This is a genomic window from Pseudomonas sp. GW460-LB5 (assembly GCF_059423245.1).
On record NZ_JBWKXT010000054.1, the window covers coordinates 10,169 to 31,947 of the forward strand.

Sequence of the window (21,779 nt, forward strand, 5' to 3'; positions counted from 1 at the left end):
TGATTGTGCGGGGGCCGCTTTGCGGCCCCCAACAACGTTGCGTTAACCGAGCTCTACGATTTCATACCCGTGGGTAATCTCAACCCCCGCGCGTTCGAGCATGATCGAAGCCGAGCAGTACTTCTCTGCCGACAGCTCCACTGCCCGCTTGACCTGCGCTTCTTTCAGCCCACGCCCTTTCACCACAAAGTTCATGTGAATCTTGGTAAACACCTTCGGATCTTCGCTGGCACGCTCGGCTTCCAGGAACGCCTCGCAGCTTTCTACCGCTTGGCGCGATTTCTTCAGAATGCTCACCACGTCAAAGCTGCTGCAGCCACCCAGGCCCAACAGCAACATTTCCATCGGGCGCACACCCAGGTTGCGGCCGCCGGCCTCAGGCGGGCCGTCCATCACGACGACATGGCCACTCCCCGATTCGCCGAGGAACATGGCCTCACCGGCCCACTGGATACGTGCCTTCATCTACCCGGACTCCTGATATTCGGAAAAGGGTGTCAGCTTAGACCTTGTAAGGCCGTGCGAAAAGCACGAGACGTATCGGTTTAATACCGAAACATCCGGAGACGTCTGATAAGCTGGCGCCAAATGAATGGCGCTCGCCGCCAGACAACCTTATAAAAAGCCTATGCGGCGCATCGAACAGGATTTCGTGATGGTTGCCTCCGCCCTACCCGCCAAGATCAAGAACATCGACAAACTGTTGGTACACTGCCAGCGCCGCCGCTACACCGCCAAAAGCAACATCATCTGCGCCGGCGACCGCGCCGAGACACTGTCATTCATCATCAAGGGCTCGGTGACCATCCTCATCGAAGACGAGGATGGCCGCGAAATGATTATTGCCTATCTCAACAATGGCGATTTCTTCGGCGAGCTCGGGCTGTTCGAACCGGTTGACGGCGAACAGCAGCGCAGTGCCTGGGTGCGAGCCAAGACCGAGTGCGAAGTGGCGGAAATCAGCTACAACAAGTTTCGCGAACTGGCGCGCCAAGACCCGGAAATCCTCTATGCCCTGGGCGGCCAGATGGCCCAGCGCCTGCGCAACACCACACGCAAGGTCGGTGACCTGGCGTTTTTCGACGTCACCGGCCGGGTTGCCCGTTGCCTGCTGGAATTGTGTAAACAACCCGACGCCATGACCCACCCCGACGGCATGCAGATCAAGATCACCCGTCAGGAAATCGGCCGAATCGTCGGTTGTTCCAGGGAAATGGTCGGCCGCGTCCTCAAGGACCTTGAGGAACGCAGCCTGGTTCAGGTCAAAGGCAAGACCATGGTGGTCTACGGTACCCGCTAGTCCCTGGGCAGGTCTGCAAGCACCTTGGCGTAGGCCTGCGACAAGCGCTCAAACCAGGGTGCTGCGGGCGCCACTTCATGCAAGGCGATATGTGCATCAGCGCGGCAGCGTTGCTCAAGCTCGCAGCACTCATTAAAGCGGTTGACCGCTGCCACCATCGACTCCCGCTCGTTGTCCAGCAGCAACGCACCGTGTACCAGTACCACCGGGCGCTTGCCGCCCAGGCCCTGGCGCCAGCGCTGGGCGGTGCCCACCAGCTTGCGGCCATTGAGGTTGACGTTGTAGCGACCATCGCAGAACGCCCCGTCTATCTCCCCCACCGACGCCACCCCGCCCCACTCGCGCAGTACCTCGCACAGCGGCAGGCACAGGCGCTCGTAGGCGCTTTCGATACGGCCGTGATCACCTTCGCTGCGCGGGGCAACGTAGACCAGGGCAACGTTGACAGTGGAATGGGACTGAGGCACCGGCTCACCGCCAGTCTCGCGCAGCAGCACCGGCCAGCCGGCAATCGCCAGCTCCGCACAGGCGGCCTCGAAGTTTTCCAGACGGCTCATGCGCCGGGGCATGACCAGCGCATGGTCGGTGGGTCGCCAGAACAGCACACCGTTTTCGCGTTCGCCGCGGCAGACGGCGGCCAGCAGTTCCTGTTCGGTGTGCAGGCCTTGTTCGACGGTCAGGGCCAGGGGTTGATCGGTCATTGATCCACCTTTGATGTTGTTTTTGATGGCCTCTTCGCGGGCTAGCCCGCTCCTACAAAGGGAGCACACCCACTGTAGGCGCGGGTTTACCCGCGAAGCGGCCCTGGCAGGCATACAAAAAAGCCGGCAAAAAAGCCGGCTTCATTTGATCAGTCAAGATGCTGAACAGTCTTCTTCACCTGTTCCGGGAAGAACAACCGCTGCAACTCCAGCCCAGGCTGCTCGGCGCGCATGAACGCTTCGCCCACCAGGAACGAGTAAACCTCGTTGATTGCCATCAGCTCGACATCGGCCCGGTTGAGAATACCGCTCTCGGTAATCGCCAGGCGATCACGCGGAATGCGCGGCAGCAGGTCAAGGGTGGTTTCCAGGCTGACCTCGAAGGTGTGCAGGTTGCGGTTATTCACCCCCACCAGCGGCGTATCCAGGGTTTTCAACGCGCGCTCCAGCTCATCGCCATCGTGCACTTCCACCAGCACGTCCAGGCCGACGTCTTTTGCAGTCGCGGCCAGCTCGGCCATCTTCACGTCATCCAGTGCCGAGACGATCAGCAGCACGCAATCCGCGCCCAAGGCCCGGGCTTCGACGATCTGGTAAGGGTCGACCATGAAGTCTTTGCGGATCACCGGCAGCGAAACTGCCGCGCGGGCCTGCTGCAGGTACTCATCGGCACCCTGGAAGTAATCGACATCGGTCAGCACCGACAGGCAGGTAGCACCGCCCTTCTCGTAGCTGACAGCGATTTCCGCCGGCACGAAGTGCTCGCGGATCACGCCCTTGCTCGGCGAAGCCTTCTTGATCTCGGCGATCACCGCTGGCTGCTTGTGCCTGGCCTGTTCGATCAGCGCGTTGGCGAAACCACGCGGGGCATCGGCGGCCTTGGCCAGGCCTTCCAGCTCGGCGAGGCTGACGCGCGCGCTGCGCTCGGCCACTTCCTGGAACTTGCGGGCAATGATCCTTTCCAGCACCGTCGGCACACTCATGCTTCGTTCTCCACCTTGAATACTGCAGTAAAGGCACCCAGTTCCTGCAGCTTCTCCCAGGCCAGCCCGGTGTGCAGTACGTCGTGGGCCAGTTCCACACCTTGAGCCAGGCTCATCGCATGATCGGCGGCATACAGTGCCGCGCCCGCATTGAGCACGATCATCTCCGCAGCCTTCTGGCCGTTTTCGGTCTTGCGACGGCCCAGAGCATCGCGAATCAGCTCCAGCGAAGCCTGTGGGTTTTCGACGGCAAGGCCATGCAAGCTCTGGCTTTTCATGCCGAGGTCTTCCGGTTCGACCCAGTATTCAGTAATTGTGTCGTTCTTCAGTTCGGCAACAAAGGTGGGGGCAGCCAGGCTGAACTCATCCAGGCCGTCCTTCGAATGCACCACCAGCACATGCTTGCTACCCAGGCGTTGCAGCACCTCGGCCAACGGGCGGCACAGGGTCTGGGCGAAAACGCCAACCACCTGATGCTTCACTCCGGCCGGATTCGTAAGCGGGCCGAGCATGTTGAACAGGGTACGCAACCCCAGCTCACGACGCGGACCGGCGGCATGCTTCATGGCCGAGTGATGGCTTTGCGCGAACATGAAGCCGATGCCCAGGCTGTCAATGCAGCGAGCCACCTGGGTTGGCGTCAGGTTAAGATAGATGCCGGCAGCTTCCAGCAGGTCGGCACTGCCGCTCTTGCCGGAAACCGCGCGGTTACCATGCTTGGCAACAGTACAGCCCGCCGCCGCCAGGACGAACGACGACGCGGTGGACACGTTGAATATATTGGCGCCATCACCGCCGGTGCCGACGATATCGACCACGCCATCCAGGCTTTTCAGCTCAACCTTGTCGGCCAGCTCACGCATCACCGACACCGCGCCGACGATTTCGTCGATGCTTTCACTCTTCATGCGCATGCCCATCAGAAAGGCGCCGATCTGCGCCTCGCTGCACTGGCCGGTCATGATCTGGCGCATGACATCGCGCATTTCTTCGGTAGACAGGTCCAGGTGGCCGACGATACGGCTCAATGCGCTCTTGATATCCATGTTCGATCCTTAGCGGCGGCCGCCGGTCTGCTGGAGAAAGTTGGCGAACAGCTCGTGGCCCTGCTCGGTCAGGATCGACTCGGGGTGGAACTGCACCCCTTCGATATTCAGGGTTTTGTGGCGAAGGCCCATGATTTCGTCCACCGAGCCGTCTTCATGGGCGGTCCAGGCAGTCACTTCCAGGCAATCGGGCAAGGTTTCGCGCTTGACCACCAGCGAGTGGTAGCGGGTAACGGTCAGCGGGTTGTTGAGGCCGGTGAACACGCCCAGGTCGCGGTGGTGTACGGGGCTGGTCTTGCCGTGCATCACCTGGCGGGCGCGCACCACGTCACCGCCAAAGGCCTGGCCGATGGACTGATGCCCCAGGCACACGCCCAGAATCGGCAGCTTGCCAGCAAAATGCAGGATGGCCTCGATGGACACACCCGCCTCGCTCGGCGTGCAAGGACCTGGGGATACCACGATCCGCTCGGGGTTGAGGGCTTCAATCTGGGCAATGGTCATTTCGTCATTGCGAATGACCTTGACCTCGGCACCCAGCTCGCCAAGGTACTGGACGACGTTGTAAGTGAATGAGTCGTAATTGTCGATCATCAGTAACATGGTGTTAAACCTCTTGAATTTACTGACTTCAGAATTCGAACCTTCTTGCCACCGCCACAGGCACGGCTTCGCCACACAGGGCAGTAAAGAAGAAGGCAAACGGGGGCGAGCCGGGCGGGCCGGCAGGGGATAAAGTCAGGCGCGCCAACGCCAACGGGCGTGGGCCTTGATTACGCGCATCAAGAGTTTACTGACGATCAACACAGGATAGGTCTCGCTCATACGTTCCGGCACAGTAGCCTACCGGGGCGGCGGGCGCAATATGCCTGCAAACACGGGGAAACGAATGGACTTGGGAGGGATGCACTGCGATTTGCTAAGGTCGATCAGGCAGTCCTTGATAAAAACAAAGAAAAGGATGTTCCCTGATGCGAAAAGCCCCGTTAATGCGCTTTACCCTCGCTTCATTGGCCCTGGCCTGCAGCCAGGTATTCGCAGGTCCCTCACCTTATTCCACGCTGATCGTGTTTGGCGACAGCCTCGCCGACGCCGGGCAATTTCCCGATTTGACTGGCGGTACCCCAGGCGCCCGGTTTACCAACCGCGATGCCGACGGTAACTTTGCCCCGGTGTCACCGATGATCCTCGGTGGCCGACTGGGCGTTGCACCCGATGACCTGAACCCGTCGACATCGACAGGCATCCGGCCCGATGGCAACAACTGGGCTGTCGGTGGCTATACCACCCAGCAGATCCTGGATTCGATCACGACAACTTCCGAGACCGTCATCCCGCCAGGAAACCCCGGCGCCGGCCTGGTGCTGCGTGAAAAGGCGGGCTACCTGGCCAACGGCCTGCGTGCCGACCCCAACGCGCTTTACTACGTGACGGGCGGCGGCAACGACTTCCTCCAAGGCCTGGTAAACAGCCCGGCCGACGCCGTGGCCGCCGGCGCCCGCCTTGCGGCCAGCGCCCAGGCACTGCAACAAGGTGGCGCCCGCTACATCATGGTCTGGCTGCTGCCCGACCTCGGCCAAACGCCCAACTTCAGCGGCACCCCGCAACAAAACCCGCTGTCACTGCTGTCTGGCGCATTCAACCAGTCGCTGCTCAGCCAACTGCGGCAGATCGATGCCGAGATCATCCCGCTGAACATCCCTGTGCTGCTGAGCGAGGCACTGGCCAGCCCCAACCAGTTCGGCCTGGCCAGCGACCAGAACCTGGTCGGCACCTGCTACAGCGGCAACAGCTGCGTGGAAAACCCGGTGTACGGTATCAATGGCACAACCCCGGACCCGACTAAACTGCTGTTCAACGACTCGGTGCACCCGACCATCGCCGGCCAGCAACTGATTGCCGACTACGCCTATTCGATCATCTCCGCCCCCTGGGAGCTTACCCTGCTCCCCGAAATGGCACATGCCAGCCTGCGCGCCCATCAGGATGAGCTGCGCAACCAATGGCAGACACCCTGGCAAGCAGTTGGCCAATGGCAGGCCTTCGTCGCCACCGGTGCCCAGGACCTGGACTTCGACGGCCAGCACAGCGCGGCCAGCGGCGATGGCCGCGGCTATAACCTGACACTGGGCGGCAGCTACCGGTTGAACGACGCCTGGCGCCTGGGCCTGGCCGGCGGCGCGTACCGGCAAAAGCTGGAGGCCGGCGCCAATGATTCGGACTACAAACTGAACAGCTACTTGGCCAGCGCCTTCGCCCAATACCGCCAGGACCGCTGGTGGGCCGATGCTGCGCTGACCGCCGGGCATCTGGACTACAGCGACCTCAAGCGCACCTTCGCCCTTGGCGTGAACGAGCGCAGCGAAAAGGGCGACACCGACGGCGAGGCCTGGGCGATGTCCGGGCGGCTGGGCTACAACCTGGCGGCAGACAGCAGCAATTGGCAGCTGGCGCCATTCATCAGTGCCGACTATGCGCGCGTGAAAGTGGATGGGTACAACGAGAAGAGCGGGCGCTCGACAGCACTGGGCTTCGATGACCAGGAACGCACGTCACGCCGCTTGGGCCTGGGGTTGCTGGGCAGCGTGCAGGTGCTGCCAGGTACCCGGCTGTTCGCCGAGGTGGCGCAGGAGCATGAGTTCGAGGATGACCAGCAGGATGTGACCATGCACCTGACCAGCTTGCCCGCCAATGACTTCACCCTGGCCGGTTATACGCCGCACAGCGACCTGACCCGTGCGAGCCTGGGGGTGAGCCATGAAGTGGTCGCAGGGGTGCATTTGCGCGGGAACTACAACTGGCGCAAGAGTGATGAATTGACGCAGCAGGGGGTGAGCCTGGGGGTGAGCGTGGACTTCTGAATTGATGGGGCTGCTTGGCAGCCCCAATCTGTTTATTTAGCCAACGTCTGCTCTGCAAGCGCCACGGCACGGAACATCGCCCGGCGCTTGTTGATGGTTTCTTCCCACTCCAGCGCCGGCACCGAGTCGGCAACGATGCCACCACCGGCCTGCACATGCAGTTCACCGTCCTTGATCACGGCAGTACGGATGGCGATCGCGGTATCCATGTTGCCGTTCCAGGCAAAATAGCCGACTGCACCACCGTAGACCCCACGTTTGACCGGCTCCAGTTCGTCGATGATTTCCATTGCACGGATCTTCGGCGCACCCGACAGGGTGCCAGCCGGCAGGATCGCCCGCAGCGCATCCATCGCCGTCAGCCCTTCACGCAGCTGGCCGGTGACGTTGGAGACAATGTGCATCACGTTGGAGTAACGCTCGATGACCATCTTCTCGGTCAGGCGCACGCTGCCGGTCGAGGACACACGGCCAACATCGTTGCGGCCCAGGTCGATCAGCATCAGGTGTTCGGCGATTTCCTTGTCGTCCGACAGCAGGTCGTCTTCCAGCGCGCGGTCGGCTTCTTCAGTCGCGCCACGCGGGCGGGTACCGGCAATCGGGCGCACGGTGACCAGGTTGTCCTCGACCCGCACCAGCACCTCGGGCGAGCTGCCGACCACATGGAAGTCGCCGAAGTTGAAGAAGTACATGTACGGCGTCGGGTTGAAGCAGCGCAGCGCACGATACAGGTCGATGGGCGCAGCCTTGAAGTCGATCGACATGCGTTGCGACGGCACCACCTGCATGCAGTCGCCGGCCAGGATGTACTCCTTGATACGGCCGACCGCGTTCTCGTAGTCGTCGCGGGTATAGCTGGAGCGGAATTCCGGCTCGGCGGCCTGCGGGCCACTCAGGTCCAGGCCTCGGCGCGGGGTGATCGGCTGGCGCAGCGTTTCCAGCAGGCCTTGCAGGCGTGCCTGGCCCTGTTCAAAGGCCTGATCTTCAGCCGGGTCGACCAGCACAATCGCGTGCATCTTGCCTGCCAGGTTGTCGAACACCACCACCGCATCGGACACCATCAGCAGGATATCCGGCACGCCCAACGGGTCCGGGTTGGGGCTGGCGCCAAGGCGCTTTTCCACGTAACGCACACAATCATAGCCAAAGTAGCCGACCAGGCCGCCGTTGAAGCGCGGCAGACCAGGGATGTCAGCGACCTTGTAACGGTCCTTGAAACTTTCGACAAAGGCCAGCGGGTCTTCGACATCATGGCTTTCCACCTCGACGCCATCCTGCAGGATACTGACGTGATAGCCGTGCACCCGCATCACCGTGCGCGATGGCAGGCCGATCATCGAGTAGCGGCCCCACTTCTCGCCGCCTTGCACCGATTCGAGCAGGTACGAGTTGGGCTGGTCAGCCAGTTTCAGGTAGATCGACAGCGGCGTGTCGAAGTCGGCCAGGGTTTCGCAGGCCAGTGGAATGCGGTTGTAGCCGGCAGCGGCCAGGCGCAGGAATTCTTCGCGGTTCATGAGTAGCCTCGTGGCAAGCAGCAATAGGTCAGGCAAACGGACGGGCCGGCACGCGCCGGCAGGCTGAAGTCAGGCGCGCCAACGCCAACGGGCCAGGGCCTTGATGACTTTCATCCAGAATTTGCCAGTAACCACCACGGTGGGCTCTCTGTCTTGTGAGGCTTGAAGGTTGGCCAACGTTATCCCAGTGGCCGGGTCTGCGCAACCGGGCAGCAGTGCGCGCAGGTCGTCGATCACCAGGTTGGGAGATTCGTCCTGGATCGGCCGGCCATGGTTGTAGCCATAGGTCAGCCCTACGCACTGCACGCCAGCCGCCTTGGCCGCCAGCACGTCGCTGCGCGAATCGCCGACAAACAGCGACTGCTGCGGGGTAACGCTGGCCATCTGCATGACGAAGAGCAAAGCCGCCGGGTCGGGCTTTTTCTGCGGCAGGGTGTCGCCACCAATGATCCAGCGGAAGTAGCGGCCGATTTTCATCTGGTCCAGCAGCGGGCCGACGAAGCGCTCGGGCTTGTTGGTGATCAGCGCCATTTCCACGCCCTGCTTGCGCAGCCAGCGCAGGGTGTCCTGCACACCGGGATAGACCACCGTCAGCTCGTGGCTTTCAGCATAAGCGTCCATGAACAGCGCCAGCGCCTGGTCGGCCAGCGCATCGTCCACCGCGGCGTGGTCGATGCCACCTGCAAGCGCCCGGCGCACCAGCACCTGGGCGCCGTTGCCGACCCAGTGGCGGACTGCCTCAAGGCCTGCGGGCGGGCGCCCCAGTTCGAGCAGCATGCGGTCCACGGCGGCAGCCAGGTCTGGCACGGAATCGATCAGGGTACCGTCCAGATCGAACATCACCAGCCTGGGCAGCGTCCCCGGGAACAGCTGCTCGAAGCCACTCATGGGCGGGCCTGAGCCAGTTCGGCGCGCATCTTGGCGATGACTTCCTGGTAGTCCGGGGCGTTGAAGATCGCCGAACCGGCCACGAAGGTGTCAGCGCCAGCGGCAGCGATCTCGCGGATGTTATTGACGTTGACGCCACCGTCGATTTCCAGGCGGATATCACGGCCGCTGGCGTCGATCAGCGCACGCGCCTCGCGCAGCTTGTCGAGGGTGCCAGGGATGAACTTCTGCCCGCCAAAGCCTGGGTTGACGCTCATCAGCAGCACCATGTCGATCTTGTCCATCACGTACTTCAGGGCATCCAGGCTGGTGGCCGGGTTGAACACGAGGCCGGCCTTGCAACCGCCGTCCTTGATCAGTTGCAACGAACGGTCGATGTGCTGCGTGGCTTCCGGGTGAAACGTGATGTAAGTGGCGCCGGCTTCGATGAAGTCGCCGATGATGCGGTCGACCGGGCTGACCATCAGGTGCACGTCGATCGGTGCGGTAACACCGTACTTGCGCAGGGCGGTGCAGACCATCGGGCCAATGGTCAGGTTGGGAACGTAGTGGTTGTCCATGACATCGAAGTGGACGATGTCGGCACCCGCAGCCAATACCTTGTCGACGTCTTCACCCAGGCGGGCGAAATCGGCAGAGAGGATGGAGGGGGCAATAGCGTAGGGCTGCATGGCGCACCTGTTGGCAGAATCACGGTGGCGCGCATTGTAACCCAGGCGAACGGATGAGGGCTGATTGGTATCACATGATCCCGACCGATACCCAAGAGCCTTGCACTGCCTGAGCTGGCCTCATCGCCGGCAAGCCAGCTCCCACAGGGTTCTCCACAGGCCTTATGAGATGCAGGGTCCTGTAGAGATCTCTGTGGGAGCTGGCTTGCCGGCGATGAGGCCAGCGCAGACGCCTGAAAATCAGGCCGGCTGCTGGGTTCTCAGCTTCTCGCTGCGCCCACGCAACCACTCCAGGGTCAGCAGCAACACCACCGAGAAAGCAATCAGCAAGGTCGCCGCCGCAGCAATGGTCGGGCTCAGGTTTTCGCGGATACCACTGAACATCTGCCTCGGCAGGGTTGCCTGCTCCGGCCCGGCCAGGAACAGCGTCACCACCACCTCGTCAAACGACGTCGCAAAGGCGAACAGCGCCCCTGAGATCACCCCGGGTGCAATCAGCGGCAAGGTCACGCGGCGGAAGGTCAACAGCGGCGACGCACCCAGGCTGGCAGCCGCCCGCACCAGGTTGTAGTTGAAACCCTGCAAGGTTGCCGACACGGTAATGATGACAAACGGCACACCCAGCACCGCATGCACCAGAATCAGCGAGGTAAAGCTGTTGCCCATGCCCAGCGGGGCGAAGAACAGGTAGCTGGCCACACCGATGATCACCACCGGCACCACCATCGGTGAAATCACCAGCGCCATCACCAGCGACTTGCCGGGAAAATCACCACGGGTCAGGCCAATGGCTGCCAGGGTGCCGAACACCATGGCCAAGACCGTGGCCGCCGGGGCGACGATGATGCTGTTCTTCAGCGCCCGCATCCACTCGGCCGAGCCGAAGAAGTCCTGGTACCACTGCAGCGAAAAGCCCTGCAGCGGGTACACCAGGAAGCTGCCACTGTTGAACGACAGCGGCACGATCACCAGCACTGGCAAGATGAGGAACAGCAGGATCAGACCGCAAAGAATGCGCAGGCTGTAGAACCAGACCCGCTCCACGGGCGACATGTATGGGCTCAGCATGACAAGGCTCCTCAGCTCAGGCGCAGGCGGCTGGCGCCGACCAGCCAGCTATAGATCAGGTACAACAGCACGGTAGCCAGCAGCAACAGCCCGCCCAGTGCGGTGGCCATGCCCCAGTTGATGCTGGTGTTGGTGTAGAAGGCAACGAAGTAGCTGACCATCTGGTCGTTCGGGCTACCCAGCAGCGCCGGGGTGATGTAGTAGCCGATTGCCAGGATGAACACCAGCAGGCAACCCGCGCCAACACCGGCATAGGTCTGCGGGAAGTACACCCGCCAGAAGCTGGCGAACGGGTGGCAGCCCAGCGAGATCGCGGCACGCATGTAGCTCGGCGAAATGCCCTTCATCACGCTGTACAGCGGCAGGATCATGAATGGCAGCAGAATGTGCACCATGGAGATGTACACACCGGTGCGGTTGAACACCAGTTCCAGCGGCTGATCGATGATACCCATGGCCATCAGTGCACTGTTGATCAGGCCACCCGATTGCAACAGCACGATCCACGCCGCCACCCGCACCAGGATCGAGGTCCAGAAGGGCAGCAGCACCAGAATCATCAGCAGGTTGCTTTGCCGGGTCGGCAGGTTGGCCAGGAGGTAGGCCAGCGGGTAAGCCAGCACCAGGCAGATGGCGGTAATCACCACACCCATCCACAGGGTGCGGGCAAAGATATCCAGGTAAATGGCCTGGTCCGGGGTGGCCTTGGCCAGCTCGCCCAGGTCGTCGATGCGATGGTCCACCGAAGCCAGCAGGTAGAAGGAGGTCACGGTACTGGTGTTGCGGCGTATCGCCTGCCAATAGGCCGGGTCGCCCCAACGTTCGTCGACGGCCTGCAAAGCGTCTTTATAAGAGGCAGGTTCTGCCTTGAATGGCAGTGCCCGGGCTGTCTTGGTCAACAAGCTGCGGTAGCCGGCCAGTTCCATGTTCAAGCGTTTGGACAGGTCGCCAAGGGTCTGGTTCTTGCGTGACTCGGCCAGGTCCTGGCTCAGCGCCTTGTACACATCCTCGCCCGGCAGGCTCTTGCCATCCCACTGGGTGATGATGTCTACCGTGCGTGGCAGGCCGCCCACCACTTCCGGGTTGCCGACACTCTTGTACAGCAGCGCCGCAATCGGCACCAGGAACACCAGCAGAAGAAACAGCGCCAGCGGCGCGATCAACGCCTGCGCCTTCCAGCGGTTGACCCGCTCGGCGTGTTTCAGGCGCTGCTTGAGACTTGGACCTGCGCCTTCGTTGAGGGGCACTGCAATGGCCATGGCGAACTCCGCGATACGAACTGAAAATGGGGCGGCTGTGCAGCCCATCGCCGGCAAGCCAGCGCCCACAGCTACTGCACCGGCTTCAAGACTTCTGATCCCTGTCCCTTACAGGCACTGCACCGGCTTGGGGGATTACACGTTCCCTGTGGGAGCTGGCTTGCCGGCGATGGGCCGCATGGCGGCCCTGCTTTGCGGTTTGTTACTTCTTCGCCGCCCAGGCGTTGAAGCGTTGCTCCAGCTGCTCGCTGTTGTCGGCCCAGAAGGCCACGTCGATCTGCACCTGATTGGCGATGTTTTCAGGCGTGGTCGGCATGTCCTTCTTCACCTCGTCCGACAGCAGGCTCACGGCCTTGGAATTGGCCGGGCCATAGGCGATGTTCTCGGAGTAGATCTTCTGCTGCTCGGGCTTGACGCTGTAGGCGATGAATTTCTTCGCCTCTTCGACGTTTTTGGCACCTTTAGGAATTGCCCAGGCGTCAAAGTCGTAGATGCCGCCGTTCCACACCACCTTGAGGTTGCTCTCTTTCTGCACAGCGGCAATACGGCCGTTGTAGGCAGAGCTCATGACCACGTCGCCTGAAGCCAGGAACTGCGGTGGCTGTGCGCCAGCTTCCCACCACTGGATGCTGGGCTTGAGTTCATCGAGCTTCTTGAACGCGCGGTCTTGGCCTTCCTTGGTCGCCAGCACTTTGTAGACGTCCTTGGGCGCAACGCCATCGGCCATCAATGCGAATTCCATCGTGTATTTGGCGCCCTTGCGCAGGCCACGCTTGCCTGGGAACTGCTTGGTGTCCCAGAAATCGGCCCAACTGGTAGGTGCGGTCTTGAGTTTGTCGGCGTTGTAGGCCATGACCGTGGACCAGACGAAGAAGCCAACGCCGCAAGGCTGGATGGCACCCGGTACATAATCGGCCTCGTTGCCGAACAGGGCGGGGTCGAGCTCTTCGAACATGCCCTCATCGCAACCGCGCGCCAGCTCTGGCGACTCAACCTCTACCAGGTTCCACGACACGCTCTTGGTGTCGACCATGGCCTTGACCTTGGCCATTTCGCCGTTGTATTCACCGGCGACGATCTTGCCGTTACCCGCCTTCTCCCATGGCTCGTAGAACGCTTTGACCTGGGCGGCCTTGTTGGCGCCTCCGAACGAGATCACGGTAAGGTCTGCGGCCATGGCCTGGCCAGCGGCGAACAGCCCCAGGGCCAGGGCGGTCAATTTCAACTGCTTGCGCATTCTTATTCTCTCCACAGTACAGGGTTGGTGAAGCAATCCATCAATGGGCTTCGGCAATCGGATCGAGCGCGCGGGCGTGCTCCACCTCCCAGCCCAGCGGTACCACATCGCCCACGGCCAGGGCCGGGTCGAGCTCGGCAATCGGCTGTTTCACGAAGAAATCGGCCTTGCCGCAAACTTCCAGACGCACCCGCACGTGGTCGCCCAGGTAAATGAATTCGGCCACCCGGCCAGAGAAGCGGTTGACGCAGCTCTCGCTGTGGCCATTCAGGCGCACACGCTCCGGGCGGATCGACAGGGTGACCGGCTCGCCGGCCTGGCCGACGTTCACCGCCAGCGCCTCGACCCGCTCGCCACGCGGCAGCTGCACCTGGCAGCGCTTGCCATCGCTGGCCAGCAGGGTGCCGTTGATGCGGTTGTTCTCGCCGATGAAGTTTGCAACGAAGGTATTGCAGGGTTCTTCGTACAGCGTGCGCGGGTCGGCGATCTGCTGGATCTCGCCCTGGTGGAACACCGCCACGCGGTCGGACATGGTCAGCGCTTCGCCCTGATCGTGGGTCACGTACACCACGGTCACACCGAGGCGCTGGTGGATGTGCTTGATCTCCATCTGCATGTGTTCACGCAGTTGCTTGTCCAACGCGCCGAGCGGTTCGTCCATCAGCACCAGTTGCGGCTCGAACACCAGCGCACGGGCCAAGGCCACCCGCTGCTGCTGGCCACCGGAAAGCTGGCCGGGGTAGCGCTTGGCGAAAGCATCAAGCTGGACCATGTTCAGCACGCGTTTGACCCGCTCGCTGACGTCGGTCTTGCTCAGGTTGCGTACGGTCAGCGGAAAGGCCAGGTTCTCGGCCACGGTCATGTGCGGGAACAGCGCGTAGTTCTGGAACACCATGCCGATGTCGCGCTTGTGCGGCGGCACGTTGTTGATCGAGCGCCCGGCCAGCTGGATTTCACCGGCGGTAGGGGTTTCGAAGCCGGCCAGCATCATAAGGCTGGTGGTCTTGCCGGAGCCGGACGGGCCAAGCAGGGTGAGGAACTCGCCCTTGCGGATGTCCAGGTTGAGGTCTTTGACGATCAGCGACTCGCCGTCGTAGCTCTTCTGCACACCACGGAAGCTGACCAGCGTTTCGCTGGTTGCAGCGTTCGACTTCGCCTCGCTCATGCCTGCACCTTCTTGTTGGATGACTGCGTAGGCCAAAGCGTAGAAGAGGCGCAAGCGCCCGGAAATCGGGGGCACTGAGAGAATGCCATCATCCGGATGGAAGATTTGTTGTAGGGATTGCCCTACAAAGATGGCGGGATTGGAATGCCCTTGCGAGCCAACCACTAAACCTGTGGGAGCGGGCATGCCCGCGAAGAGGCCGGCTCAGCCATAGAGATCAGCAGGCCAGGCCCTTTCGCGGGCATGCCCGCTCCCACGGAGGGTTCGGCAAGCTTCGGGCACGGGGATGTCGCAATCAGACCAGCTTGTGTTCCATGGCGTACTTCACCAACTCCGCCAGCGAGTTCACTTTCAGCTTTTGCATCAAGCGCGCCTTGTGGGTGCTGATGGTCTTGCTCGACAGCGCAAGCTGCTGGGCAATGTCGTTGACGTTGGCCCCTTGGGCCAGGCGCTCGAACACCGAGAACTCCCGCTCCGACAACAGCGTGTGCAATGGTCGGGACTCGGTCAGGCCCACTTCGAACACCATGCGGTCGGCCAGCGACGGGTCGATGTAACGCCCACCCCCCGCTACCCGGCGAATTGCAGTCAGTAGCAGCGCCGGGTCACTGTCCTTGGTGGCATAGCCCGCTGCACCGGCTTTAAGCGCCCGCGCCGCCATCTGGGCCTCGTCGTGCATCGACAGCATCAGGATTGCCGGGGCATCGTGCAATGCACGGATCCGCGGGATCGCCTCCAGGCCGTTCACACCTGGCATCGAGATATCCAGCAGCACCACCTCGCACGGTGTGTAGCGCAGGGTTTCGAGCAGTTGCTCGCCATTCCCGGCCTCCCCTACCACCTGCATGTCCTTGGCCAGGCCAATCAACTGCTTGATGCCTTCACGGACAATGGTGTGGTCTTCGGCCACCAGTACTCGAATCACGATTGCTCTCCTACTCCAACGGAATGGCCACACTCAGGCTGGTGCCTTCGCCTGGTTCACTGTCCAGCACCATGCTGCCCCCCAGCATCAGCACCCGCTCGCGAACACCCACCAGGCCAAATGAAGTGGGCCGGGTCTGCTCGCGGCAAAAGCCTCGGCCATCATCGCTGACCGTCATACGCAGCCGCCCCTCTTCACGCACCAGTTCGATCTCCACGCTGTGCGCCTGAGCGTGACGCATCACGTTCGTCAGCGCCTCCTGCAGGATACGAAACAGGCCGGTGGCCTTGGCATCGCTCAATGCTGGCAGATTATCCGGCACTTGTACCAGGCAGGGTATCTGCGTGCGGGCTTCGAAGCGCCGTGCCTGCCATTCGATGGCCGAAGCAATGCCGGCATCGAGGATCGGCGGACGCAAGGCAGTGGCAACATCACGTACCAGCTGGAACAGCTGGGCGATCAAGCGCTTCATGCTTGCCAGGCGCTCATTCAGGCCGGGGTCCAACTCGGCAAACGCCAGCTCGCACATCGACACCTCCAGCTTGAGCACAGTCAGCATCTGCCCCAGCTCGTCATGCACTTCCCGGGCGATGCGGGCTTTTTCTTCCTCGCGCACGCTCTCCAGGTGGGCCGACAGCTCGCGCAACTGTTCCTGGGAACGGGCCAGTGCCAGTTCTGCCCGTTTGCCCTGAGTGATGTCCCATACCACACCGTCCCATACCACCTGGCCGTTGGCCAGTCGCCGGGTACTGGCCTTGATGTCCGCCCAGCGTTGTTCACCCTGGCGAGTCAGGATGCGCCCCTGCCAGGACCAGTCCTGGTCGCTGGCCAAGGCCAGGTCCTGGACGCGGTGGTAATCGGCGCGGTCTTCGGGGTGAACCAGGTTGCGCAGGCCCATCTGTGGGTGCTGGATCTCGGCCGGCGCATACCCCACCAGCGCCTCGCTGCCCTCACTGATGTAGGGGAATTCCAGCTCGCCCTCGGCCGGGTCACGCTCCAGGCGAAACACCAGCCCCGGCACGTTGCCGGCAATGCCCTTGAGCCGCGCCTCGCTTTCTCGCAGTGCCGCCAGGGCGCGGTGGCGCTCGGTGACATCGGCAAGGTAGACCACCAGATATTCGGAATCACGAAAGCGCAGAAAGCTCAGGGACAGCTCGACCGGCAACAGGCTGTGGTCGGCCCGCCGGCACTGCGCCTCGAACTGGCCGACACCGCCCTCCCCCGTGCGAGCGCCTTTCCACAACTCCAGCCAACGGTCCATGGTCAGGCTTGGCTCAAAGGCGCTCAGCGGCCGCTCCAGCAGCTCGCCGTCGCCATAACCCAGCATGCGCTCGGCGGCATGATTGGCGTAGCGTACGTGGCTGTCCCAGTTGACCCAGAGGATGCCCACCGTGCTCTGGTCGATGGCGAACTGGCTCAGGCGCAAGGCCTCTTCACGCACCTGTCGCTCCGCCAGGCTTTCCCGCGTGGCCAGCAGGCTGCGCTCCAGCTGGCGCTGCTGCCGGCGTTGCCACACCAAGGTGGCCAAGGCACACAACAGCAACAAACCGAACAGCAACGCCAGGTTCTGCCAGAAGCCCGGCGACTCACTCAGGCGTGGGTATTTCGGCTGTAGCCAACGTTGGTGCAGCTGCTCCAGCTCTTTCGCCGGCAGCGCCTGCAGGCCACGTTCGAGCACATCGGCCAGCAGCGGCCAGTCGCGTCGCGAGCCGATGCGCAGCAGCTGCGGCAGGCCGATATCGCCGACTACCGCCAGCTCACTGAACTCACTCTCGCGCGACAAGCGGCTGAGCTGGGCTTCATCCAGCACCGCAAAACTGGCCTGGCCACCCACCACCAGTTGCAAGGCCTCGCGCTCGTTGGGCACCCCCTGCAGGTTGAGGTTGCTGTAGTTGCCGCGCAGGTAATCGGCCAGCTGGCTTGGCATGCGCACGGCCACCCGCTGCTCGGCTTCAAGCTTTTCCAGCTCCACCGCCATGGCGCCAGTGCGCGGCCCCACCACCAGCTGCGGCACGCGCATGTACGGGTCGCTGAACAACCATAGGCGCAGGCTGGCCGGCGTCTGGGTAAGGCCAGGGGCGAAGTCGATTTCACCGCTCTGCAGGGCGTGTTCAAGGCTGGCCTGGTCGTTGAAGTTGCGCCAGGTGAGGTCCAGGTGCAGTGCCTGCGCCAGGCTGTTCACCAGTTCTACGTTGGCCCCGTACAGTTGCTGCAGGCGCCGGTCGAACTGGGCGTAGGGTGCCTGCAGCACCAGGCCGACGCGCACGTTGCGGTGCGCATCCAGCCACTGCTGCTGCGCAGGCTCCAGCGTAACGGTGGGCACCGCCTCGGGCCTGGCCAATGCAATCAAGGGCAGCCACAAGCAGCCGATAACCAACAGGCGACGTACTCGCTTCATCTAAACGCTCGTCTTGGCAAAGGCGGCCATGCAGCATGGCCGTCACGGGCAAATACTATTAGGCTGCCGGTATCATTCTGGCCCTGGGTTGACTCATGTCCACACTTTATCGCACGACGCTGGCAATGTGCTGCCTGGCCTCGATCCTTCCACTCGGCGCCTTGGCCGCCGATGCCGAAAAAACCACTACCACCGAGGCTCCAGCCGCCGAAGCCCCGCGCCCGCCCCTGCTGGAGCGCAGCCAGGAAGATGCCCAGGCGCTGGAGCGGCTGGTGCCAAAGGCTGAGCAGCAGACCCTGCAGGCCGGTGCCGACAGCTTTCTGGCCCTGTGGAAACCGGCTAACGACAACGACCCGCAAGGGGCCGTCATCATCATCCCAGGTGCAGGCGAGACCGCCGACTGGCCCAATGCGGTCGGCCCGCTGCGGCAGAAATTCCCTGATGTCGGCTGGCACAGCCTGAGCGTCAGCCTGCCCGACCTGCTCGCCGACAGCCCGCAAGCGCGGGTCGAGGCCACCCCGCCTGCCGAGCCTGCGAAAGACCAAGGCGAAAGCGCCCCGGCCAAGGACGTGCCGGCCGATGCCAATGCCAACGTCGCCCAGGCCACGGCGGCCGATGCCGATGCGGCAGAAAGCACTGACGCCGAACAGGCCAGCGAGCAGGCGGACCCTGCAGATGCCGAGCGTATCTTCGCCCGCCTGGATGCCGCCGTGGCGTACGCCCAGCAACACAACGCTCGCAGCATCGTGCTGATCGGCCATGGTAGCGGTGCGTATTGGGCGGCCCGCTATCTGAGTGAGAAGCAGCCACCCCAGGTACAAAAACTGGTGATGGTGGCGGCACAGACACCGGCGCGGGTTGAGCATGACCTGGAAAGCCTGGCGCCGACCTTGAAGGTGCCGACGGCCGATATCTATTACGTCACCCGCAGCAGCGACCGCAACGCGGCCGCGCAGCGTCTGCAAGCCAGCAAGCGGCAGAAGGACAGCCAGTACCGGCAGTTGTCGTTGATTGCCATGCCGGGGAACAAGGCTGCGGAACAGGAGCAGTTGTTCCGCCGGGTGCGGGGGTGGATGAGCCCGCAGGGTTGAGCTGAAACCGATGGGGTGCCGTGCACCCCCATCGCGACACAAGGCCGTTCCCACAAGTACTGCGCCCCCTCGGGCTTTGCGCGAACTTGTGGGAGCGGCCTTGTGTCGCGATGGGCCGCACAGCGGCCCCATTTTCACAGGCCCCGGCGCTTACGGATCATGGCGTAGGCCTGATGCAACTCACGGGTACGCTCGGTCGCCTCACGCACCTGCACCTCGCTGGCACCGGTACCCGCCAGCTTGTCCGGGTGATGCCGGCTGACCAGCCGGCGATACGCCTGCTTGACCTTGTCCACATCCGTGTCCGCCTCAACTGCCAGCAAGCGCAACGCTGCGGCATAGGTCATGGCTACCCCTTCCGTTCCGGCTACCTTGCGCGGCTCGTACTCCAGCGACATCGCCTGCACCTGGCGCCGGCTGAGGCCCAGCTTCTGCCCCCAATCCAGCAGCAACTCACGTTCCTTGTTGCCCATCTTGCCATCGGCCCAGACCATGCGCCAACACGCACGCAGGGTGCCTTCAGCCGCATGCGGCTGCTGGCGAATGCGGCGCAAATGGCTGCCCAGCCGGTCCTTGCCTGCCTTGCCGCGATTGAACGCAGCTATCGCGCGGAGCCGGGCCGCTTCGGCCAGGTCCAGGCGCACCATTTCCTGGCGCGCCTGCCGGATATGCTGCTCGACCACCCGGCCATCGCACTTGGCAAGGCGCCCGAGCATCACGAACAGCAGCTCGTCGTCGCGCAACGCCGAGCGACCGCCCAGGCGTTCGCGCATGTCTTCCCAGCCTTGCAAGCGCAGGCGGCGGTCCATGGCTTGCCCTAACAGCCCCCCGAGCAAGGCCCCCGGAATGCTGGCAACAGCAAAACCGGCACCCATTCCAATCACCGTGCCTGGCCACCACATGTCAGGCGCGCTCGCCAATCAAACGCTCAGCCTCGGCCAGGCGCTCAGGCGTGCCAACATCTACCCAGTGTCCACGGTAGTGCTCGCCAGTGACCTTGCCCTGCGCCATGGCCTGACGCAGCAGCGGCGCCAGCTTGAAGGCACCCGGCCGACAACCGTCGAACAGCGCCGGGTGCAGCACCGAAAGGCCACTGAAGGTCAGCGTGCCCGATGCGGCATCGCCATCGACGACCTGCTCGCCTACCAGGCAGAAGTCACCGCGCCCGTGATGGCCAGGGTTGTCGACCAGTACCAGGTGAGCAAGGCCTTGCAAGGGGGCCTGCAGGCCTTTGAAATCGTAGTCGCTCCAGACATCGCCGTTAACCAGCAGGAACGGCGCGTCACCCAGCAATGGCAAGGCCTTGAAGATGCCGCCACCGGTTTCCAGCGGCTCGCCCTCGGGTGAATAACGTACGCTCAGCCCGAAGCGGCTGCCATCGCCCAGGTGGTCTTCGATCTGCTGGCCGAGCCAGGCATGGTTGATCACCACCTCGGTAACGCCCGCCGCGGCCAGGGCGTGCAGGTGGTACTCGATCAGCGGCTGGCCGGCGACCGGGATCAGCGGTTTGGGGGTATGCAGGGTCAACGGGCGCATGCGCTCGCCTTTGCCCGCTGCCAGGATCATTGCCTTCATGCACGCGCTCCGGCCTGCAACTCGGCAATCAGCTCACCCAGCTCCGCCAATTCGGGCCGGCGGCCGATCACTTCTTCTATATAGGCGAAGAAACGCGGCACGTCGCCCAGGTAGCGTGGCTTGCCATCACGGTGGCAAATGCGGGCGAAAATGCCGATGACCTTCAGGTGGCGCTGCACCCCCATCAGGTCGCTGGCACGCTGGAATGCTTCAAAGTCACCCTGCACCGGTATGCCGGCTGCCTTCGCCCGCTGCCAGTAGTCTCGCAGCCAGCCTTCGACCCGTGCTTGCGGCCAGCTGAGGAAGGCGTCCTTGAACAGGCAGGTGATGTCGTAGGTGACGGGGCCGTACACCGCGTCCTGGAAGTCCAGTACACCGGGGTTAGGGGTGCTTTGCATCAGGTTGCGCGGCATGTAGTCGCGGTGCACCAGCACTTGGGGCTGGGCCAGGGCGCTGTCGATCAGCAACTGGCTGACGCGCTGCCAGGTGGCTTTCTGTGCTTCGCTCAAAGCTACGCCAAGCTCCCGCCCCACGTACCACTCGGGGAACAGCTCGACTTCACGGCGCAGCAGGGCATCGTCGTAGCTGGGCAGCGGCGCGCCCATTGGCAGGCGCTGGAAGGCAAGCAAAGCCTCGATGGCATCGGCGAACAATCCGTCGGCGTTGTCGGCATTGATGATGTCGAGGTATGTCTCGGTACCCAGATCGCCAAGCAGCAGGAAGCCGCGCTCCAGGTCCTGGGCATGGATCAGCGGCACATGTACACCAGCGGTGGCCAGCAGGTGATCGATGGCGACGAACGGTCGGCAGTTTTCCTGCGGCGGGGGTGCATCCATGACCACGAAGCTATGGCCCGCACCCTGCCAACGGAAGTAGCGGCGGAAGCTGGCGTCACTGCTGGCGGCGGTCAGGCTGCCTGCAGGCACTTCGCCCCAGGCGTTGTTCCGGAAAAGATCATTGAGCTGCTCATCGAGCCAGACCGTCAGTTGTTGCAGGCGTACATCGTGTTCAGGCATTACAAGGGTCTCCGACGGCCCTAGCCGTCAAGCGGGTCATGCTTTATTATCCAGCATCTTTTTCAGACCATCGAGAGGCGT

20 protein-coding genes are annotated in these 21,779 nt (G+C 62.9%); 3 read left to right on the forward strand and 17 right to left on the reverse strand.

Annotated features, from left to right (window positions below):
* Nucleotides 1–42 precede the first annotated feature (42 nt).
* Nucleotides 43–465, reverse strand: coding sequence for an OsmC family protein (locus AC07XM_RS24895; protein WP_004376171.1), 423 nt, complete (start codon nucleotides 463–465; stop codon nucleotides 43–45).
* A 190-nt stretch (nucleotides 466–655) separates the two neighbouring features.
* Here AC07XM_RS24895 and crp point away from each other — a divergent pair, with 190 nt between their 5' ends.
* Nucleotides 656–1,300: a cAMP-activated global transcriptional regulator CRP gene (crp, locus tag AC07XM_RS24900; protein ID WP_102689883.1), complete on the forward strand. Its 645-nt coding sequence runs from the start codon at nucleotides 656–658 to the stop codon at nucleotides 1,298–1,300.
* Here the strand turns inward: crp and AC07XM_RS24905 are convergent.
* The 4 genes from AC07XM_RS24905 to AC07XM_RS24920 form a co-directional block, all read right to left on the reverse strand.
* Entirely contained in the window at nucleotides 1,297–2,001 is a 705-nt protein-coding gene (locus tag AC07XM_RS24905) for a lipoate--protein ligase family protein (RefSeq protein WP_016484632.1), read from the reverse strand. The genes crp and AC07XM_RS24905 overlap by 4 nt on opposite strands.
* A 149-nt stretch (nucleotides 2,002–2,150) precedes the next feature.
* A complete protein-coding gene (gene trpC, locus AC07XM_RS24910) occupies nucleotides 2,151–2,984 on the reverse strand; it encodes an indole-3-glycerol phosphate synthase TrpC (protein WP_102689880.1) in 834 nt (277 codons plus the stop codon).
* Nucleotides 2,981–4,030 carry an anthranilate phosphoribosyltransferase gene (gene trpD, locus AC07XM_RS24915; protein ID WP_023048031.1) on the reverse strand — a complete coding sequence of 350 codons (1,050 nt, stop codon included), beginning with the start codon at nucleotides 4,028–4,030 and terminating at the stop codon, nucleotides 2,981–2,983. Before trpD ends, trpC begins: the two co-directional genes overlap by 4 nt.
* A 9-nt stretch (nucleotides 4,031–4,039) precedes the next feature.
* Nucleotides 4,040–4,633, reverse strand: a complete 594-nt coding sequence (locus tag AC07XM_RS24920) for an aminodeoxychorismate/anthranilate synthase component II (protein WP_016484629.1) — start codon at nucleotides 4,631–4,633, stop codon at nucleotides 4,040–4,042.
* 368 nt (nucleotides 4,634–5,001) lie between these two features.
* Here AC07XM_RS24920 and estP point away from each other — a divergent pair, with 368 nt between their 5' ends.
* Entirely contained in the window at nucleotides 5,002–6,891 is a 1,890-nt protein-coding gene (estP, locus tag AC07XM_RS24925) for an esterase EstP (protein WP_070086881.1), read from the forward strand.
* 32 nt (nucleotides 6,892–6,923) lie between these two features.
* Here estP and trpE read toward each other — a convergent pair whose 3' ends face one another.
* From trpE to AC07XM_RS24970, 9 genes are all read right to left on the reverse strand, one after another.
* On the reverse strand, nucleotides 6,924–8,405 hold the full coding sequence (trpE, locus tag AC07XM_RS24930) for an anthranilate synthase component I (RefSeq protein ID WP_016484627.1): 1,482 nt from the start codon (nucleotides 8,403–8,405) through the stop codon (nucleotides 6,924–6,926).
* A 69-nt stretch (nucleotides 8,406–8,474) separates the two neighbouring features.
* Nucleotides 8,475–9,293, reverse strand: a complete 819-nt coding sequence (locus tag AC07XM_RS24935; protein WP_016484626.1) for a phosphoglycolate phosphatase — start codon at nucleotides 9,291–9,293, stop codon at nucleotides 8,475–8,477.
* A complete protein-coding gene (rpe, locus tag AC07XM_RS24940; RefSeq protein WP_016484625.1) occupies nucleotides 9,290–9,964 on the reverse strand; it encodes a ribulose-phosphate 3-epimerase in 675 nt (224 codons plus the stop codon). The genes AC07XM_RS24935 and rpe overlap by 4 nt, the downstream gene beginning before the upstream one ends.
* Nucleotides 9,965–10,204: 240 nt before the next feature.
* Nucleotides 10,205–11,032 (reverse strand): ABC transporter permease, encoded by an 828-nt coding sequence (locus AC07XM_RS24945; RefSeq protein WP_003260880.1) that lies wholly within the window; start codon nucleotides 11,030–11,032, stop codon nucleotides 10,205–10,207.
* A gap of 11 nt (nucleotides 11,033–11,043) precedes the next feature.
* Nucleotides 11,044–12,291 carry an ABC transporter permease gene (locus tag AC07XM_RS24950; protein ID WP_016484624.1) on the reverse strand — a complete coding sequence of 416 codons (1,248 nt, stop codon included), beginning with the start codon at nucleotides 12,289–12,291 and terminating at the stop codon, nucleotides 11,044–11,046.
* 202 nt (nucleotides 12,292–12,493) lie between these two features.
* The gene (locus tag AC07XM_RS24955) at nucleotides 12,494–13,528 is read right to left on the reverse strand and encodes an ABC transporter substrate-binding protein (RefSeq protein WP_016484623.1); all 1,035 of its coding nucleotides are present in this window, start codon (nucleotides 13,526–13,528) and stop codon (nucleotides 12,494–12,496) included.
* 40 nt (nucleotides 13,529–13,568) lie between these two features.
* Nucleotides 13,569–14,693 (reverse strand): ABC transporter ATP-binding protein, encoded by a 1,125-nt coding sequence (locus AC07XM_RS24960; protein ID WP_016484622.1) that lies wholly within the window; start codon nucleotides 14,691–14,693, stop codon nucleotides 13,569–13,571.
* 295 nt (nucleotides 14,694–14,988) lie between these two features.
* A complete protein-coding gene (locus AC07XM_RS24965; RefSeq protein WP_172455960.1) occupies nucleotides 14,989–15,621 on the reverse strand; it encodes a response regulator in 633 nt (210 codons plus the stop codon).
* Nucleotides 15,622–15,628: 7 nt separating this feature from the next.
* Nucleotides 15,629–18,016 carry a PAS domain-containing sensor histidine kinase gene (locus tag AC07XM_RS24970; protein WP_016484620.1) on the reverse strand — a complete coding sequence of 796 codons (2,388 nt, stop codon included), beginning with the start codon at nucleotides 18,014–18,016 and terminating at the stop codon, nucleotides 15,629–15,631.
* 95 nt (nucleotides 18,017–18,111) lie between these two features.
* Between AC07XM_RS24970 and AC07XM_RS24975 the strand changes: the two genes are divergently transcribed.
* A complete protein-coding gene (locus AC07XM_RS24975; protein WP_016484619.1) occupies nucleotides 18,112–19,107 on the forward strand; it encodes an alpha/beta hydrolase family protein in 996 nt (331 codons plus the stop codon).
* Nucleotides 19,108–19,241: 134 nt separating this feature from the next.
* Here AC07XM_RS24975 and AC07XM_RS24980 read toward each other — a convergent pair whose 3' ends face one another.
* The 3 genes from AC07XM_RS24980 to AC07XM_RS24990 are packed head-to-tail and all read right to left on the reverse strand — an operon-like array spanning nucleotide 19,242 to nucleotide 21,698.
* The gene (locus AC07XM_RS24980) at nucleotides 19,242–20,009 is read right to left on the reverse strand and encodes a TerB family tellurite resistance protein (RefSeq protein WP_016484618.1); all 768 of its coding nucleotides are present in this window, start codon (nucleotides 20,007–20,009) and stop codon (nucleotides 19,242–19,244) included.
* A 1-nt stretch (nucleotide 20,010) separates the two neighbouring features.
* Complete coding sequence (murU, locus tag AC07XM_RS24985) at nucleotides 20,011–20,682, reverse strand: N-acetylmuramate alpha-1-phosphate uridylyltransferase MurU (protein ID WP_102689881.1); 672 nt, start codon at nucleotides 20,680–20,682, stop codon at nucleotides 20,011–20,013.
* Entirely contained in the window at nucleotides 20,679–21,698 is a 1,020-nt protein-coding gene (locus tag AC07XM_RS24990; protein WP_016484616.1) for an aminoglycoside phosphotransferase family protein, read from the reverse strand. The genes murU and AC07XM_RS24990 overlap by 4 nt, the downstream gene beginning before the upstream one ends.
* Nucleotides 21,699–21,779 lie beyond the last annotated feature (81 nt).